The 15,310-nt window shown below is 73.4% G+C and carries 14 protein-coding genes; 8 read left to right on the forward strand and 6 right to left on the reverse strand.

From position 1 onward, the window contains the following. Window positions 1–185 precede the first annotated feature (185 nt). The 5 genes from FYX01_RS11895 (at window position 186) to FYX01_RS11915 (ending at window position 6,323) form a co-directional block, all read left to right on the forward strand. The gene (locus tag FYX01_RS11895) at window positions 186–2,363 is read left to right on the forward strand and encodes a hypothetical protein (RefSeq protein ID WP_394350457.1); all 2,178 of its coding nucleotides are present in this window, start codon (window positions 186–188) and stop codon (window positions 2,361–2,363) included. Window positions 2,364–2,452: 89 nt separating this feature from the next. Further along, on the forward strand, window positions 2,453–3,709 hold the full coding sequence (locus FYX01_RS11900) for a MurT ligase domain-containing protein (protein WP_150240561.1): 1,257 nt from the start codon (window positions 2,453–2,455) through the stop codon (window positions 3,707–3,709). Between the two features lie 10 nt (window positions 3,710–3,719). Next, a complete protein-coding gene (locus tag FYX01_RS11905) occupies window positions 3,720–4,430 on the forward strand; it encodes a type 1 glutamine amidotransferase (RefSeq protein WP_150240563.1) in 711 nt (236 codons plus the stop codon). 117 nt (window positions 4,431–4,547) lie between these two features. Beyond that, window positions 4,548–5,468 (forward strand): NADP-dependent oxidoreductase, encoded by a 921-nt coding sequence (locus tag FYX01_RS11910; RefSeq protein ID WP_150240565.1) that lies wholly within the window; start codon window positions 4,548–4,550, stop codon window positions 5,466–5,468. Window positions 5,469–5,621: 153 nt separating this feature from the next. Next, window positions 5,622–6,323 carry a DUF4352 domain-containing protein gene (locus FYX01_RS11915; RefSeq protein ID WP_223830413.1) on the forward strand — a complete coding sequence of 234 codons (702 nt, stop codon included), beginning with the start codon at window positions 5,622–5,624 and terminating at the stop codon, window positions 6,321–6,323. 90 nt (window positions 6,324–6,413) lie between these two features. Here FYX01_RS11915 and ygfZ read toward each other — a convergent pair whose 3' ends face one another. After that, window positions 6,414–7,436, reverse strand: coding sequence for a CAF17-like 4Fe-4S cluster assembly/insertion protein YgfZ (ygfZ, locus tag FYX01_RS11920; protein ID WP_150240567.1), 1,023 nt, complete (start codon window positions 7,434–7,436; stop codon window positions 6,414–6,416). A 425-nt stretch (window positions 7,437–7,861) separates the two neighbouring features. Further along, window positions 7,862–8,401 (reverse strand): nitrobindin family protein, encoded by a 540-nt coding sequence (locus FYX01_RS11925; protein WP_150240569.1) that lies wholly within the window; start codon window positions 8,399–8,401, stop codon window positions 7,862–7,864. 209 nt (window positions 8,402–8,610) lie between these two features. Here FYX01_RS11925 and FYX01_RS11930 point away from each other — a divergent pair, with 209 nt between their 5' ends. Together FYX01_RS11930 and FYX01_RS11935 are read left to right on the forward strand one after the other, a co-directional pair. Continuing rightward, window positions 8,611–9,384, forward strand: a complete 774-nt coding sequence (locus FYX01_RS11930) for a GIDE domain-containing protein (protein ID WP_150240571.1) — start codon at window positions 8,611–8,613, stop codon at window positions 9,382–9,384. A gap of 14 nt (window positions 9,385–9,398) precedes the next feature. Next, window positions 9,399–9,761, forward strand: coding sequence for a DsrE family protein (locus tag FYX01_RS11935; RefSeq protein WP_150240573.1), 363 nt, complete (start codon window positions 9,399–9,401; stop codon window positions 9,759–9,761). Window positions 9,762–9,987: 226 nt separating this feature from the next. Here the strand turns inward: FYX01_RS11935 and FYX01_RS11940 are convergent, their stop codons facing one another. From FYX01_RS11940 to FYX01_RS11955, 4 genes are all read right to left on the reverse strand, one after another. After that, complete coding sequence (locus FYX01_RS11940) at window positions 9,988–10,734, reverse strand: phosphoglyceromutase (RefSeq protein ID WP_150240575.1); 747 nt, start codon at window positions 10,732–10,734, stop codon at window positions 9,988–9,990. Between the two features lie 58 nt (window positions 10,735–10,792). Then, complete coding sequence (locus FYX01_RS11945) at window positions 10,793–11,305, reverse strand: type III secretion system chaperone family protein (protein ID WP_150240577.1); 513 nt, start codon at window positions 11,303–11,305, stop codon at window positions 10,793–10,795. An 18-nt stretch (window positions 11,306–11,323) separates the two neighbouring features. Beyond that, the gene (gene mshA / locus FYX01_RS11950; RefSeq protein WP_150240579.1) at window positions 11,324–12,622 is read right to left on the reverse strand and encodes a D-inositol-3-phosphate glycosyltransferase; all 1,299 of its coding nucleotides are present in this window, start codon (window positions 12,620–12,622) and stop codon (window positions 11,324–11,326) included. 278 nt (window positions 12,623–12,900) lie between these two features. Beyond that, a complete protein-coding gene (locus tag FYX01_RS11955; RefSeq protein ID WP_150240581.1) occupies window positions 12,901–13,884 on the reverse strand; it encodes a YbgA family protein in 984 nt (327 codons plus the stop codon). A 95-nt stretch (window positions 13,885–13,979) separates the two neighbouring features. Here FYX01_RS11955 and FYX01_RS11960 point away from each other — a divergent pair, with 95 nt between their 5' ends. Continuing rightward, window positions 13,980–15,281, forward strand: coding sequence for a cryptochrome/photolyase family protein (locus FYX01_RS11960; protein WP_150240763.1), 1,302 nt, complete (start codon window positions 13,980–13,982; stop codon window positions 15,279–15,281). Window positions 15,282–15,310 lie beyond the last annotated feature (29 nt).

A 15,310-nucleotide genomic window follows, 5' to 3' on the forward strand; every position in this document is an offset into this window, starting at 1 on the left:
GCGTACGGGGCGCCGGTGCCGACGGGGAACCGTCCGGCACCGGCGCCCCGCCTTCTGTGCGCGGGGCCGTGACAAACACGCGGGGCGGGTGACAGCATTCTGCCCACACTCCGGCCCCGGGCCGGAACCCCGCATGGACGAGTCCCCGGCCGCCCCACGACGGCCGGTCAGGAGGTGTTCGGACGGTGCCCAACCCCCGGTCAGGCGGCGCATCCCGAGGCGAGGCCGGACGTACCTACGTCGGCTGGCGGCACACCGTGCTCCTGCCGCCCCCGGGCCCGGCGCCGCGCCGTCCGACGCCGGCCGACACCGAGACCGTCAGCGAGGAGTGGATCGCCGCCCAGCGCGACAGCGAGTCCCAGACCAACCGGCCGCTCTACTTCGCCCTGGCCGGACTCGCCCTGTTCGCCCTGCTGTTCCCGCTGCTGTGGACGCTGCGGATCCTCCCCGGCAGCTTCGCCCTCGGCGGCGTGTTCGCCTGCGTCGCCATCGCCGCGCCCATCTCCTTCGCCCTGCTCCAGAGCCGTCAGGTCGTCGCCGAACGGCTGGAGCGGGCCCGGGAGCGCCTGGCGGCCGAACGCGACGAACGCGACCGCGACCTGCGCGAGCAGCAGCGCGAGCACGCCCGCAGGTACACCGAGTGGCGGGCGGCCGCCCGCGCCTACGAGGCACAGCCGCTCTGGTACGGGGTGACGGCCGACGTCGGCACCGTCGTCGTGGTCGGCGGCGACGAGGCCGGATGGTCCGCGCTGCTCACCACCGTCGGTGTCTCACGCCTGCGCGAGGGCGGCGACCTCACCGTCGTCGACCTCACCGGCCGCTCCGTGGTCCGCGAACTCGTCCGGCTGGCACGCCGCTGCGCCGTCGCCCCGCGCCGCTGGGTGCTCCCCGCCGACCTGCCCCGGATGACCCTGGGCACCAACCTGGACGCGGGCCAGCGCGCCCGTATCCTCTCCGCCGTCGCGGCGGCCTCCGACGACACCGGCACCGACGGCGCCGACGCGGACGAGACCCTCCTGCTGCGCCTGCTGGAGGTACTGGGGCCGCGCGCCGGGATCGCCGAGCTCATCGGCGGCCTGCGCGCACTCCTCACCCCCGAGGACGACGCGGCCGAGGACGACCCCGCGCTCGCGCTGCTCACCCCGAAGCAGCGTGTCCGGGTGCGCGAGCGCTGCGCCGACGGCCACGGCATCCGCAGACGCGCCTGGGAGCTCGAACGCCGCCTCAGCCCCTTCGAGGCCGTCGGCACCCGCGCGGACGGCGCCGAGTACGCCCAGGTCAAGATCATCTCCACGGACCGGGCCTCCGGCAGGGCCGCCGCACGCGTCTACGGCACCTACGCCGTGTCCGCGCTCAGCGAGCTGCTGGAGGTTCCGCAGGAGCCCGGGACCGTGGACGGCGGACGCACCCGGGCGCGTCCCGAACGCACCACCCCGGCGCGCCCGGAGCGCACCCGCACCGTGGTGGTCTGCGGTGCCGAGACCCTTCCGCCCGGGGAGGTCGACCAGGTCCTCACCGCCGCAGCCGACAGCGGGGTGGAGGTCGTCCTGATGTTCCGCACGGCCACCCCCGCCGCCCTCGCCCGCTTCTCCGACCCCGCCTGCCTGCCCGTGGTGATGCGCCAGGGCGGCGGCTCGGCCGGAACCGTCGCCCGTGCCGTGGCCGCCGCGCCCGGTGTCTCCGGACACGACCCAGACGGGCTGCGGCTGCACCGGCTCACCGAGGTGATCGGCGCGGCCGTGGGCGACTCGGTCACCGGAGCGGGGGAGGACCCCGACGCCGAGGTGGAGGCCGACGACCGGTTCTTCCCCTCCCCCCACACCGAGTCCGGCGCGGTGATCCGCAGCGCGGCCGCCGCGCTCACCCCCCTCGACCTCGTCCGCCATGTGAGATCCGCCACCGCCTGGGGGCGGGCCACCGCGCAGGCCGCCGAGGTCGACGCGCCCGCCGCCGCCGGGGACGGCGGTGCCCAGCCGGTCCGCGCCTGCGGCCTGGACGCCGAGTCACTGCGCGGACTGCCCTCCACGGCGGCCCTGGTCCTGACAGCCGACGGCCCCGTGCTGGCCGACACCAACCCGGGTATCCTCACCCTGTCCACAGCCACCCTCGCCTCGGTGGACGACTCCCGGAACACCGCCGTCCCAGCGGACGTTGGGGACGGTGACACCGCGGCCGGGAGCCGGACCGGGAGGGGGCGGCGCACCGCGGGCGGTCGCCCACGCATCGCGGCCCCGGATCCCGCCACTCCCGACACGCCGGGCGGAGCCGCCTCCGGGCGCGGTTCCCCCACGCCGGTGGGGGCCGACGGCCAGGTGCCGCCCAACCTCGGCCCACCGCCCGAGCGGTTGGACTGGCGAAGCTGATCCACGGTGGACAATAGGCTTGGCCGACACATCGCCCGCCACCTCCCAGGAGTGACCGGCACGGGCGATCCAGCAATTCTGGAGATGAGATGAGCGAGCTTCCCCTGCGCGCCCAACTGGCATCTGTTCTGGGAAGGAGCGCAGCCGGCATGTCCCGTGCCACCGGGCGGGGAGACGGCTCCGTGATCGGTGGCCGGGTGGCGCTCAAGGTCGAACCCGACCTGCTCGCCAAGCTCGCCCGGGGCCGCAGGCTCACCCTGGTCAGCGCCACCAACGGCAAGACCACCACCACCAGGCTCATCGCGCAGGCCCTGCGCGAGTTCGGTGACGTGGCCACCAACGAGTACGGCGCGAACATGCCCACCGGGCACATCACCGCGCTGTCCGACAACCGGTCCGCCGTCAACGGCGTGCTGGAGGTCGACGAGAAGTACCTCCCCCAGGTGCTCCTCGCCACCCAGCCCACGTTCGTGGTCCTGATGAACCTGAGCCGCGACCAGATGGACCGCGCCTCGGAGATCAACCTGCTCGCCAAGAAGTGGCGCGTCGCCCTGGGCAAGAGCAACGCCCACGTCATCGCCAACGCCGACGACCCGCTCGTGGCCTGGGCGGGCCTGGGCGCGCCCAACGCCACCTGGGTCTCCGCGGGCCAGCGCTGGAAGGAGGACTCCTGGTGCTGCCCCGAGTGCGGCGGCCACCTCAAGCGCGACACCGACCCGCACTGGGAGTGCCCCGAGTGCGGGCTGGCCAGGCCCGAGACCACCTGGGCGGTGGACAACGACTCCGACGCCCTCCTCACCCCGGAGGGCCAGCGCGTCAAACTGCGGATGAACCTGCCCGGTGACGCCAACCGCTCCAACGCCGCGATCGCCGCCGCGACAGCCGCCGGGTACGGCATCCACCCCGAGCGCACCGTGGAGCGGCTGCGCGAGGTCACCTCGGTCGCGGGCCGCTACACCTCCGTGGTGACCATGGGCGTCGAGGTGCGTCTGCTGCTCTCCAAGAACCCCGCCGGGTGGCTGGAGTCCTTCGCGGTCCTGGACCCGCCCCGCACACCGGTGATCCTCGCGGTCAACGCGCAGGTCCCCGACGGCAAGGACACCTCCTGGCTGTGGGACGTCGACTACACCGTGCTGCGCGGCCGCCGCGTGTTCGTCATGGGCGAGCGCCGCACCGACCTCGCGCTGCGCCTGGAGACCGACGGCGTCCAGTTCGAGGTCGCCGACCGGGTGGACGAGGTCCTGGGCCGCCTCAAGGCGGAGCAGTCCGACATCACCAAGGTCGACCTCATCGCCAACTACACCGCCTTCCAGCAGATCCGCACGGCCTACGGCCGAGTCCAGTAGGGAGATGCCCATGACGAACACCAGCGCACTGCGGATCGTGTGGATCTACCCCGACCTGCTGAGCACCTACGGCGACCAGGGCAACGTCCTGATCCTCAAGCGCCGCGCCGAACTGCGCGGCATCCCCACCGAGGTCGTGCAGGTCTACTCCAGCGACCCCGTGCCCGCGCAGGGCGACATCTACCTGCTCGGCGGCGGCGAGGACCGCCCGCAGATCCTGGCGGCCGACCGCCTGCGCGCCGACGGCGGCCTGGCGCGCGCCGCCGCCGGCGGCGCCTGCGTGTTCGCTGTGTGCGCCGGGTACCAGATCATCGGCGAGTCCTACGGCGACGACGAGTCCAACCCGCTCCCGGGCCTGGGCATCATCGACATCCGCAGCGGCCGCGGACAGGGCCGCGCGGTCGGCGAGATCGTCGCGGACGTGGACCCGGCGCTGGGCGTGGGCCGGATCACCGGCTTCGAGAACCACCAGGGCCGCACGGCCATCGGCCCGTCGGCCAAGCCGCTGTCCACCACGGTGCGCGGCATCGGCAACGACGACCGCACCGAGGGTGCCTACCAGGGGCAGGTGCTGGGCACCTACCTGCACGGACCGGCCCTGCCCCGCAACCCCGAGCTGGCCGACCTGCTGCTGCGCTGGCGGGTGGGCCCGGTCGCGCCGCTCGCCCCGTCCTGGGGGGAGCGCCTGCACGACGAGCGTCTCGCCGCCGGCCTGCGCTGACCCGTCCTTCGGAGCGTGTCCGGGGCCCGGCGGGTACGTCCCGCCGGGCCCCGGTGTCCTCCCGCACGCCACGGCGTGTCGTGGAATGAACCGCCTGGTGCGACCGCTGTCGGTTACATGAAGGCAATCGCACTGCAGCAGTACGGATCCGCCGACGACCTCTCCCTGGTGGAGCTTCCCGACCCCAAGGTCGCGCCGAGCGAGGTCCTGATCCGGGTGAGGGCGGCGGGGGTCAACCCCGTCGACTGGAAGCTCGCCTCCGGAGGACTCGACGCCCTCATGGAGGCGGACTTCCCGTTCATCCCCGGATGGGACGTCGCCGGCGTCGTCGAGGCGGTCGGGCCCGACGCGCACGAGTACCGGGTCGGGGACGAGGTCTACGGGTACCTCCGCAAGGACTGGGCCAAGAACGGCACCTACGCCGAGCTCGTCTCGGCCAACGTGCGCATGATCGCGCCCAGGCCGAGGTCGCTGAGCTGGCAGCAGGCCGCCGGGGTCCCGCTCGCGGGCCTCACCGCCTACCAGTCCGTCGAGCGGGTGGGGATCGGCTCCGGTGACACGGTGCTCGTCCACGCCGCGTCGGGCGGCGTCGGGTCGTTCGGCGTCCAGATCGCCGTCGACCGCGGGGCCCGGGTCATCGGCACCGCCAGCGAGCGCAACCACGACTTCCTGCGTTCCCTGGGCGCCGAGCCGGTGGTCTACGGCGACGGCCTCAACGACCGGGTCCGCGCCCTGGCCCCGGACGGGGTCGACGCGGTGCTCGACTTCGTCGGCGGCGGGGTCGCAGGGGAGTCGCTGCCCCTGGTGGGCGACGCCGGACGGGTCGTGTCCGTCGCCGACCCCGAGATCCAGGAGCGGGGCGGCCACTGGCTGTGGGTGCGCCCGGACTCCGCCGACCTCGCCGAGCTGGCCCGCCTGGCCGACGGCGGCAGGCTCACCGTGCACGTGGACCGCGAGTTCCCGCTCGCCGAGACGGCCGACGCGTGGCGTCTGAGCCAGACCGGGCGCACCCGGGGAAAGATCGTCCTCACCGTCTGACGGAGCCGTTCCGTCACGGCTGACGGGGTCCGGCCGGAGCAGCGCCGGCCGGACCCCGGGACGTGTGCGGCGGGTCTCTGACCTGCTGTGCGACATTCTTGAACATAAGTGTGCGAACCGGAATGAACCACGCATGGCGTGTGTCACACCAACATGAGCACCAGCGGTCCGCACGCACCACCGCCCGGGGGGCCCGGCTCTCTCGTGCGGGTCCTCGCCATCCCCGTCGCCGTGTTCCTGGCCGCACTCGGCTGCGTCGTCATGGTCCCCGTGCTGGCGAGCGTCCCGCTGCCGAACGCCCGGGTGGTCGCCGTGGAGGAGGAGCCGGAACCCGGCGCCGCGCGGGAACCGGGCCAGGAGCCGCCGGGTGAGGAGCCGCCGAGCCAGGAGCCGCCGGGCGGGGAACCCGAGCGGGAGGGGCCCACCACCGGGGAGGGTGAGGCGGGTCCCGCACCGCGGTCGGTGCCGCCGGAGTCCTACGACGGGGCCTCCGCCGAGTTCGACACCTTCCTCGTGGAGGTCGAGAAGGCCTACACCGACACCACCATCACCGACGGGATGGGATCCTCCGACACCGCGCCCTCGGGCATGGAGTTCCACATCTACCGGCTCCACGTGACCAACCAGGGCACCGGGCCGGCGGTCTTCGACACCTACGGGACCACCGGCCTGACCACCGACGGCCTGGAGTACGCCAACGACGTCGACGCCGAGATCACCGTGGCGTGGGACTACTTCTGGGACGGCATCAACCCCGAGGAGACCGTCACCACCCACATCCTGTTCCTGGTCCCGGTCGGGACCGAGTTCACCGAGGTCAGGATCGCCGGACGCACCTCCCTCGAACCCAACTGAGGAAGGCCCGGCCAGGGACGGTCCTGTACCCATGGCGGGGTGCGGCGCTCCGGACTCGCCACAAGCACAAGACCACGCGCGGGGCGGGACCTAGCGGGGACGGCGGCGCAGGTTGATCTGGGCGTTGGCACCCGTGTCCGGGTCCACCACGACCTCCTGCCCGGCGGCGATGCCGTCCACCACCAGGTCGGCGTCGGTCGGCACCGCGCGCCTGACCACGCCCAGGGCGATCGGTCCCAGTTCGTGGTGGCGGGCCGACGTGCCCACCCGGCCCACGGCTCGCCCGTCCAGTTCGAGCGCGGCGCCCACCTCAGGCAGGCGCTCGGCGGTGCCGTCCAGGTGCAGCATCACCAGGCGGCGCGGCGGACGACCCAGGTTGTGCACCCGCGCCACCGTCTCCTGGCCCGGGTAGCAGCCCTTCTCCAGGTGCACCGCCCGGTCCACCCAGGCCACCTCGTGCGGGATCGTGCGGTCGTCCGTGTCCAGGCCCGGGCGCACCCGGTGCTCCGCGATCCGGTTCGCCTCGTAGGCCCACATGCCCGCCGGGCGCGCCCCGGCCGCCGTGAGCGCCTCGGCCGCCCCGGTGAGCCGCTCGGAGGGCAGGAACAGGTCGGTCTCCCCCCCGGCCGCGCGCGCGGGCACGTCGTCGAGCGAGGCGGCTCCGACCACCTTGGCGCGGTCGGGGCCGAGCACGGTCAGCACCGCGCGGGAGTCACCCAGGTCCTCCACCTCCACACGCAGCATGAACCGCATCGAGTCCAGGAACTTCGCCAGTTCCGAGCCGCCCCCGGGTTCGGTGTGGATCCAGGTGGCCTCGCCGTCGTCCATCAGGGAGAGGTGGTGCCGCAGGTGTCCCCGGGTGTCCAGGACCAGCGCCTCGGTGCCGGTCCCCGGGGCCAGCCCCGTGGTCAGCTGGCTGGTGAGGTCGTTGAGCCACCCCAGGCGGTCGGGCCCGGCGACCCGGACCACGCCCCGGTTGCTCCGGTCGACCCACGCGCTCGAACGTTCGATGGCACGCCCCTCGTGGGAGGGGTCGCCGTAGTGCGCGGCGATCCCGGAGTCGGGGGACTCGGCGCTCACGGCGCCCGGTGTGCTCAGCAGCGGCGAAGTCATACCGACGAGCCTAGGACATACTCCGTGGGCGCCGCCTGCGGCGAGCGGCGTATGCGTGCGCGGGGCACGCCCCGGACCGCTCCACGAAGAGGTCCGAGAACACGTCTCCCACCTGCGGTTTTGCTCACAGAAAAAACATTTGCCCCACGGCTCGGGCGGGACGTACTGTCGGTGGCACGCAGGAAAGGAGGTGGTCCAAGTAATGAGTGATCTTAGGACTGGCGAGGTGGCCGTCCGCTAGGACGACGCCGCGTTCGCGCGACGCCGTTCGCAGCGAATCCCAGACGGACACCCGGACCCCGGGCTGCCGGCCTCGTCCGACCGGCCCCGCCCCAAGGCGGGAGAGAGCCCGGGGTCTGCCCCTGTCCGGGGACGGGGCCCGGCCGCCTCCCCGGCTGTTCCCCCCTGCTTCCCCGCTTCCCCGGCTACTCCTGGCCGACCCGCTTGAGCTGCGCGGACATGTACGAGCGCAGGCTGTGGCCGCGCGCGGCCAGGTCCCAGGCGTATCCCAGCGTCTCCCGGTTGTCGCCGAACAGGCCGTACAGCCGGTGCGAGGCGGTCGCGTCGATTCCGGTCTCGGTGTGCACCACCGCGTCGGTGGACATCTCCACCCGGTTCGCGAACACGTTGCCCAGGTACACCTCGGTGAAGCCCTCGGGGTGCGCGATCAGCGCCTCCAGGTGCACGACGGGCTCGCCCGGCCCGCGTTCCCCGGCGTCGGACTCCGGGCGCACGCGCCAGTACCCCGACTCCTCGGCGACCAGATCACCTGGATCGCCCTCCGGGGTCATCCGCCAGGCCCTGCTCGTGAAGGCCATGTAGGGCAGACCCGCCCTCTGCGAGAACTCGATCTCCTGGCCGAACTGGAACTCCTCCACGTCGGCGTAGCCGGCGACGCCCACGCCCTTCCAACGGCCGAGCAGGAAGGACAGTTTCGCCAGATCGGGGTGTACCTCAGCGTCCATAACCCCCGAGCGTAACGGCGGCGAGGGGGTGGCGGTGACCACCGGCGGGCCCACGTGGCGGCCGCCACCTCCGTGCCCCGGTACGGACATGCCCAATTGGCCCCGCTTTCCCGGGGAACTGGTAAAGATTGTCAGCAGCGCGGTGTGGCCACGGGGTGCTCCGCCCGCCGTTGTCGTATGACCTCACGCACTTTCCAAAGGGGCGGCCTGTGTTACTGGTGATCGGTTCGGCGCTGCTCGTGGTCGCGGTGGTCCTGCTCCCCCTCACGGTGTTCGCCCTGCTGCGCTGGCTGCGACAGCGCGGCCTGGCCCAGCTGCGCCCGGGGTCGCTGGCGGCACGGAAGGGCAGGCGCGTCACACTCACCGGTGTGGCCGCCCCCGGTCCCGGCGGGCCCATCGCCTCCAACCTGGCCGGCGCGGAGTGCGTGTGGCACGGCCACGAGGTGCTGCGCCACTACTGGCCGCTCAACCGCGACCCGGGGGAGGGCTCGGTCCGGGAGCGGGCCTGCGACTCCATCGCCGACCACGCCTCCGAGGACCTGTTCGGGATCGTGGCCGAGGGCCGCTCCGGCGACGCCGACCGGGTCTTCGTCGATCCGACCGGTGCCGCCCCCCAAGGCGCCGAACTGTGCCTGAAGCGCCTGGTGGGCCGTCCTCAGCCGGGTGTGGCCTCCCCCGCCGACGACCTGCTGCCGCGTGTGCGCGGCCGGATCTCCGGCGTCTTCCGGGGCGAGACCATCGAGTTCGAGTACCGCGAGTGGGTGATCCGCCCAGGTGCCCGTGTGCGCGTCACCGGCCAGCTCCAGGTGCGCGGCGGACGCGTGGTCCTGGCCGCGTCCGAGGGCGGAACCCTCGGCATCGAGCACGGCGTGGGCGAACAGCCGGTACGCGTCTCTCCCCGCCGGACCGAGGCGCTGGTGCTCACCGCGGTCCTCGTGGTCTGCTCGGTGGCGGGCGCCGTACTGACCGCCCTCGCGGTCTGAGTAGGCTGGCGGCCATGTCTCGTTCCTTGGTGATCAAGGTCACCGCCGGTGAGGACGACCCGGAGCGGTGCAACCAGGCCTTCACCGTGGCCGCCGCGGCCCTGGCCAGCGGTGTCGGCGTCTCGCTGTGGCTGACCGGGGAGTCGGCGTGGTTCGCGGTTCCCGGCCGTGCCGAGCGCTTCTCCCTGCCGCACGCGGCGCCCCTCAAGGACCTCCTCGACTCGGTGCTCGCGGCGGGCTCGGTGACGGTGTGCACCCAGTGCGCGGCCCGCCGCGACCTCACCCCGGACGACCTCATCGCCGGGGTGCGCGTCGCCGGGGCCCCGACCTTCGTGGAGGAGGCCGTCCAGGAGGGCGCGCAGGCCCTCGTCTACTGAGACGGCGCGCGTTGTCCACAGGCCGGGAAGCGCTCTGGCGCGGCGCTCTCCCGCGGTCCTAACGTAGTAAAGGGGGGGTCCACCCCCCACCCGCCTCGCCATGCCCTTCCGCCGGCGGACGCTCCCGGCCCCCCGACACGCCCGGTCCCCGGACACGGCCGTGCCCGCACCACCGGCGGCGGCGCGGGCACGGGAGCGGACGGGGACCGGGCGGGACCGGAGAGGGCTACTTCTTGCCCTGGTTGGCGACGGCCTCGATGGCGGCCTCGGCGGCCTCCGGGTCGAGGTAGGTGCCGCCGGGGTTGGTCGGCTTGAACCGCTCGTCCAGGTCGTACCGCAGCGGGATGCCCGTCGGGATGTTCAGCCCGGCGATGTCGGTGTCGCTGACGCCGTCCAGGTGCTTGACCAGCGCGCGCAGCGAGTTGCCGTGCGCGGCGACCAGCACGGTCCTGCCCGCGGCCAGGTCCGGGACGATCGAGTCGTACCAGTACGGCAGGGTGCGCTCCAGCACGTCCTTGAGGCACTCGGTGCGCGGCAGCAGCTCCGGCGGCAGATCGCCGTAGCGGGCGTCACCGGCCTGCGAGTAGGTGTCGCCGTCCGCGATGGGCGGCGGCGGGGTGTCGTAGGAGCGGCGCCAGATCATGAACTGCTCTTCGCCGTACTCCTCGCGCGTCTGAGCCTTGTCCTTGCCCTGGAGCGCACCGTAGTGGCGCTCGTTCAGACGCCAGGTGCGCTCGACCGGCAGCCAGTTCAGGTCGGCGGTCTCCAACGCCAGGTTCGCGGTGCGGATGGCGCGCTTGAGGAAGGAGGTGTAGACCACGTCCGGCCGTACACCGGCCTCCCTGAGCAGCTCACCGCCCCGGCGGGCCTCCTCCTCGCCCGTGGCGGAGAGGTCGACGTCCACCCAGCCGGTGAACAGGCCCTTCGCGTTCCAGACACTCTCACCGTGTCGCAGCAGTACCAGAGTTCCCATGGGGCCAGCCTAGCCACCCGTCCCCGAGCCACGGAGCCCGGGAGCCCACCCGTCGCCCCTACCGGTCCTCTCCCGGCCCGACCAGGTGGGCGAACGACCTCAGATTGCGCATGTCGTGGCCGCGTTCGGCCCGCCACCGCCACTCCTTGCGGATCGCCGACGCGAACCCCCGCTCCAGCGCCCCGTTGAAGTTCTCGTCCGAGTAGGTGAGCACGCACCCCAGCAGCCGGTCGACCTCGTCGGGGGTGACCCCCTCCAGCGGCAGGCGGCCGCGGATGTACACGTCGCCGACCTCGTCCGCGACGAACGCCATCCCGTACATGTCCGCGTTCCGGCGCATCAGCCACAGGTAGAAGCCGGCGTGGTTCTCGTCCGGCTGGCGGCAGAAGAACGACGTCAGGGTGAGGCTGTGCGGACCCGCCTCCAGCCACACGAGGGTCTTGAGCTTGGCCCTGCCCGGCAGGGTGACCAGGAACGCTCCCTCCCGGGGACGCTCCACCTCCAGTCCGGACTCCGCCACGGCGGCGGTGATCGCCTCGACCGCGGCACCGCGGGCCGCTTCCCTACCCACTCGTACATCCCTCCTCGGTCACCTGCACGCGGCCAGCGGCAGCACGCGCGGGGCCGTACTCGCCCGGTACACGTCAAGCAGTTCGTCCACGGTCCGCGACCAGCCCAGGGTGGCGGCGTGCCCGGGCGCCGCCATCGCCAGCTTGTCACGCCACATCGGTTCGGAGATCATCCGGTGCAGCTCGGCCGCGTAGTCAGCCGGATCGTGCCCCCGCACCAGGACCCCGGACACCCCGTCCGCCACCGCCGTGGCCAGTCCGCCCACGCGCGCGGCCAGCACCGGGGTGCCGCAGGCCTGCGACTCCACCGCCACCAGGCCGAACGACTCCGAGTAGGACGGGACCACGGTCACCGCGGCCGCGCGGTAGTAGTCGGCCAGCCGCTCACGGCTCTGCGGCGGTTCGATCCGCACCACGTCCGCCACGCCCAGCGAGCGGGCCAGGTCGGTGAGCAGTCCGGGTTCGCGCATCCCGCCGCCGGACAGGCCGCCGACCACGCCCACCACCAGGCGCGGGCGCAGCGAGGGATCGCGCTCCAGGAGTTCGGCCGCCGCGCGGATGAGCACGTCGGGGGCCTTCAACCGCTGCACGCGTCCCACGAACAGCAGCAGCTCGGTGCCGGCGGGCAGCCCGATCCGCGTCAGCGCCTCCTGCCGGGAGCCGGGGCTGAACACCTCCAGGTCCACACCGGGCGGGATGACGCTGATCTGGTGGTCGCGGGCACCGTAGTGGTCCCTGAGCTGGCGGGCCTCGTCGTCGGTGTTGGCGATCAGCCGGTCGGCCTGGCGGACGAGCTGGTCCTCCCCGAGCACCCGGTTCTCGGGCTCGGGGTCGTCCCCCTCGGCCAGGGAGGCGTTCTTCACCCGGGCCATGGTGTGCATGGACTGCACCAGGGGCACGCCCCAGCGACGGGCGGCCATCACACCTGCCTGGCCCGACAGCCAGTAGTGGCCGTGTACGAGGTCGTAGTGTCCGGGCTCGCTCTGGGCCTCGGCCCGCAGCATCCCGAAGACGAACGGACACAGGTGCTCGGCGAGGGTGTTCTTGTCCAGACGGCCGTAGGGGCCCGCGGGCACGTGCCGCACGTTCACACCCGGGGCGAGCTCCACCAGCGGGGGCAGGTCGGGGCTGGTCGCGCGGGTGAACACGTCCACGGCCACGCCGCGTTCGGCCATGCGCCGGGCCACCTCGACCACGTACACGTTCATGCCGCCCGCGTCGCCGGTACCGGGCTGGTCGAGCGGGGAGGTGTGCAGACTGACGGTCGCGACCCGGTACGGGACCGACGTCCGTCCTCCCACGGGAACGATTCCAGACACCGGGCGGGTCCCTTCAGGTCGTGTGCACAGCCGCTGTCGTCAACAGCGACGAAGGTACACACTGTTCCCCACCGCTTCGTTCGAGGGGCCGGGTGTCGACCCCGGGCGGCCCACGGTGTAGCCGGCCGGCCGCGCGCCAGGAAGCCGCCGGTGGCGGGGGAGGGAACACCCCCACGCCGCGAGGCCGCGGCCCCCGCGGGAACGGAGCGTGGCGACCGTCACAGGGAGAACCCGCCGACGGCACGCGGCGCGCGTGTCCACGGTCCGCTCCCCGGGGGTCAGACGGCGATGGAGTGCCGCAGCCGCAGTTCGTCGGGGTAGGGGCGGAGGTAGGTCTGGTCGCGTGCCCACGCGACGTCCTCCGCCGCGCAGTGGTGGCGCAGCAGGGCCACCGGGACGCTCAGCGGTACCTGCTCCTGCCGGTAGTCCTCGATCGCCGCCAACAGGTCGTGCCTGCGGGCGTCGTCCAGCAGCGGGCTCAGCATCCCGAAGGCGTGCTGAAGGGCGTTGACGTGCTTGCCCCGGCTCGAACGCACCGCCATCGCCCGGTGGAACGCGTCCGTGTACGCGGCCTCGGTCTCCTCAGGAGCAGCGACGCCCGCGCGTGCCACGATCCGGCCCGTCTCCCGGTAGCCCTCGGGCGAGTGCGACATCAGCTGAAGCTTGTGGCGTGTGTGCAGTGCGACCAGGTCGCGCGGGTACCAGGGCGACTCCCACAGCTCCCGCAGCCTGGCGTACGCGAACACCCGTTGCACGAACCCCTCGCGCAGCACGGGGTCCGTCAGGCGGCCCTGTTCCTCCACGGGCAGCGCGGGCAGGAGCTCGGTGAGGCGCCGCGCGAAGGCCCCTCGCCCCTTGCCGTCCACCCGGTCGCCGTCGTCGTCGAACACCGGTAGGGCGAAGAGGCCGCAACTCGGCGACTTGTTCTTGAACACGTACCCGTCCAGACGGCGCAGCTGGGCCAGGTGGTGGTCGGCGGTCCGCGCCAGCTCGTCCGAGTGGTCGGCCCCGTCGGCACTGGAGACGACCCTGTCCTCCCCCTCCCGGCGCTGCAGGCGCAGGGTGGGGCGCGGGACGCCCAGGCCGATCTCCGCCTCCGGGCAGACCGGGAGCCAGTCCACGTGGCGGTCGAGCTCGTCGGTGAGGAAGCGTGAGCGCGAGTGCCCCCCGTTGTAACGCACCGGGGCGCCGAGCAGGCAGCTGGACACGCCGATCCGGGGACGGGCCGCTTGTGTGTTCGCAGGTGAGAAGCTCGTCTCCATGAAACGTTCCTACCCGGCCGCCGACCCCGGCACCGGGTTTTCCACAGGAAGGATCCTGAGTTCACGCTCGAATGTGACGGGTGAAGGAGTACCTCTTGGCCTCGGCCACCCTCGTCCTGTTCACCCAGGACCTCCGCGTCCACGACCATCCGGCCCTGGCCGCCGCGCTCGAACGCCCCGGTCCGACCCTGCCGGTGTTCGTGCTCGACCCCGCCGTGGCGGAGCGGTCCGCGCGCAACCGCGCCGTCCTGCTCGCCGACGCCCTCGCCGACCTGCGGGCCGCGCTGCGCGAACGAGGAGGCGACCTGGTCCTCCGCCGGGGGGACACGGCCGAGGAGGTCGCCGCCCTGGCCGGGGCCGCCGGAGCCGGAACCGTGCACGTCACCGACGGCGTCAGCTCCCTCGCCGCCCGCCGCGTGCGTCGCCTGCGCGAGGCGGGCCTGGACGTGCGCGCCTTTCCCGGGCTCACCGTCGTCCCTCCGGGGGAGGCCGTCCCCGCCGGTGGAGACCACTACAAGGTGTTCACGCCCTACTGGAGGGCGTGGGAGGCCCACGCCTGGCGCGAACCGGCTCCGGTCCCGGACCGCGTGCACCTGCCCGAGGGCCTGGCGCCCGGCAATCCTCCCCGCGGGGACGAGGGCGGCTTGGGCGGGCTCGCCGAGGAGCTGCCCCGGGGCGGCGAGCGCGCGGCTCGCGCACGCCTGGACTCCTGGCTGAGGCGGGGGCTGGCCGACTACCCCGGCCGGCACGACGACCTGCCCGGAGCCGCCACCTCGCGCCTGTCGGCCGATCTGCGCCTGGGCTGCCTGTCCCCGCTGGAGGTCGCCCTGTCCGCGAGGGACCGGCCCGGCGGCGACGCGTTCGTCCGCCAGCTCGCCTGGCGCGACTTCCACCACCAGGCCACCTCGGCCTTTCCCGGGATGAACGTCCGTGACTACCGGCCCCGCGACAGGCGGTGGCGCGACGACCCCGACGCCCTCGGCGCCTGGATGGAGGGACGGACCGGCGTGCCGATCGTGGACGCCGGGATGCGCCAGCTGCTGCGGGAGGGGTTCATGCACAACCGCGCGCGCATGATCACCGCCGCGTTCCTCACACGGACCCTGCGCGTGCACTGGCGCCAGGGCGCCGACCACTTCCACGCCCACCTCACGGACGGGGACGTGGCGAACAACTACGGCAACTGGCAGTGGGTGGCGGGCACCGGTAACGACACCCGGCCCAACCGTTCTTTCAACCCGCTGCGCCAGGCCCGCCGGTTCGACCCCGACGGCGTCTACGTCCGCCGCCACCTGCCCGAGCTGGCCGACCTGCCCGGCGGACGGGCCCACACCCCGTGGCGGGAGGGGCGCCCGCCCCGCGGCTATCCGCCGCCCATCGGTGACCCCGGCCACTGAGACCGGACACGGCCGACGCCCCGCTCCCG

Source organism: Nocardiopsis quinghaiensis (genome assembly GCF_008638365.1).
GTDB classification, from domain to species: domain Bacteria; phylum Actinomycetota; class Actinomycetes; order Streptosporangiales; family Streptosporangiaceae; genus Nocardiopsis; species Nocardiopsis quinghaiensis.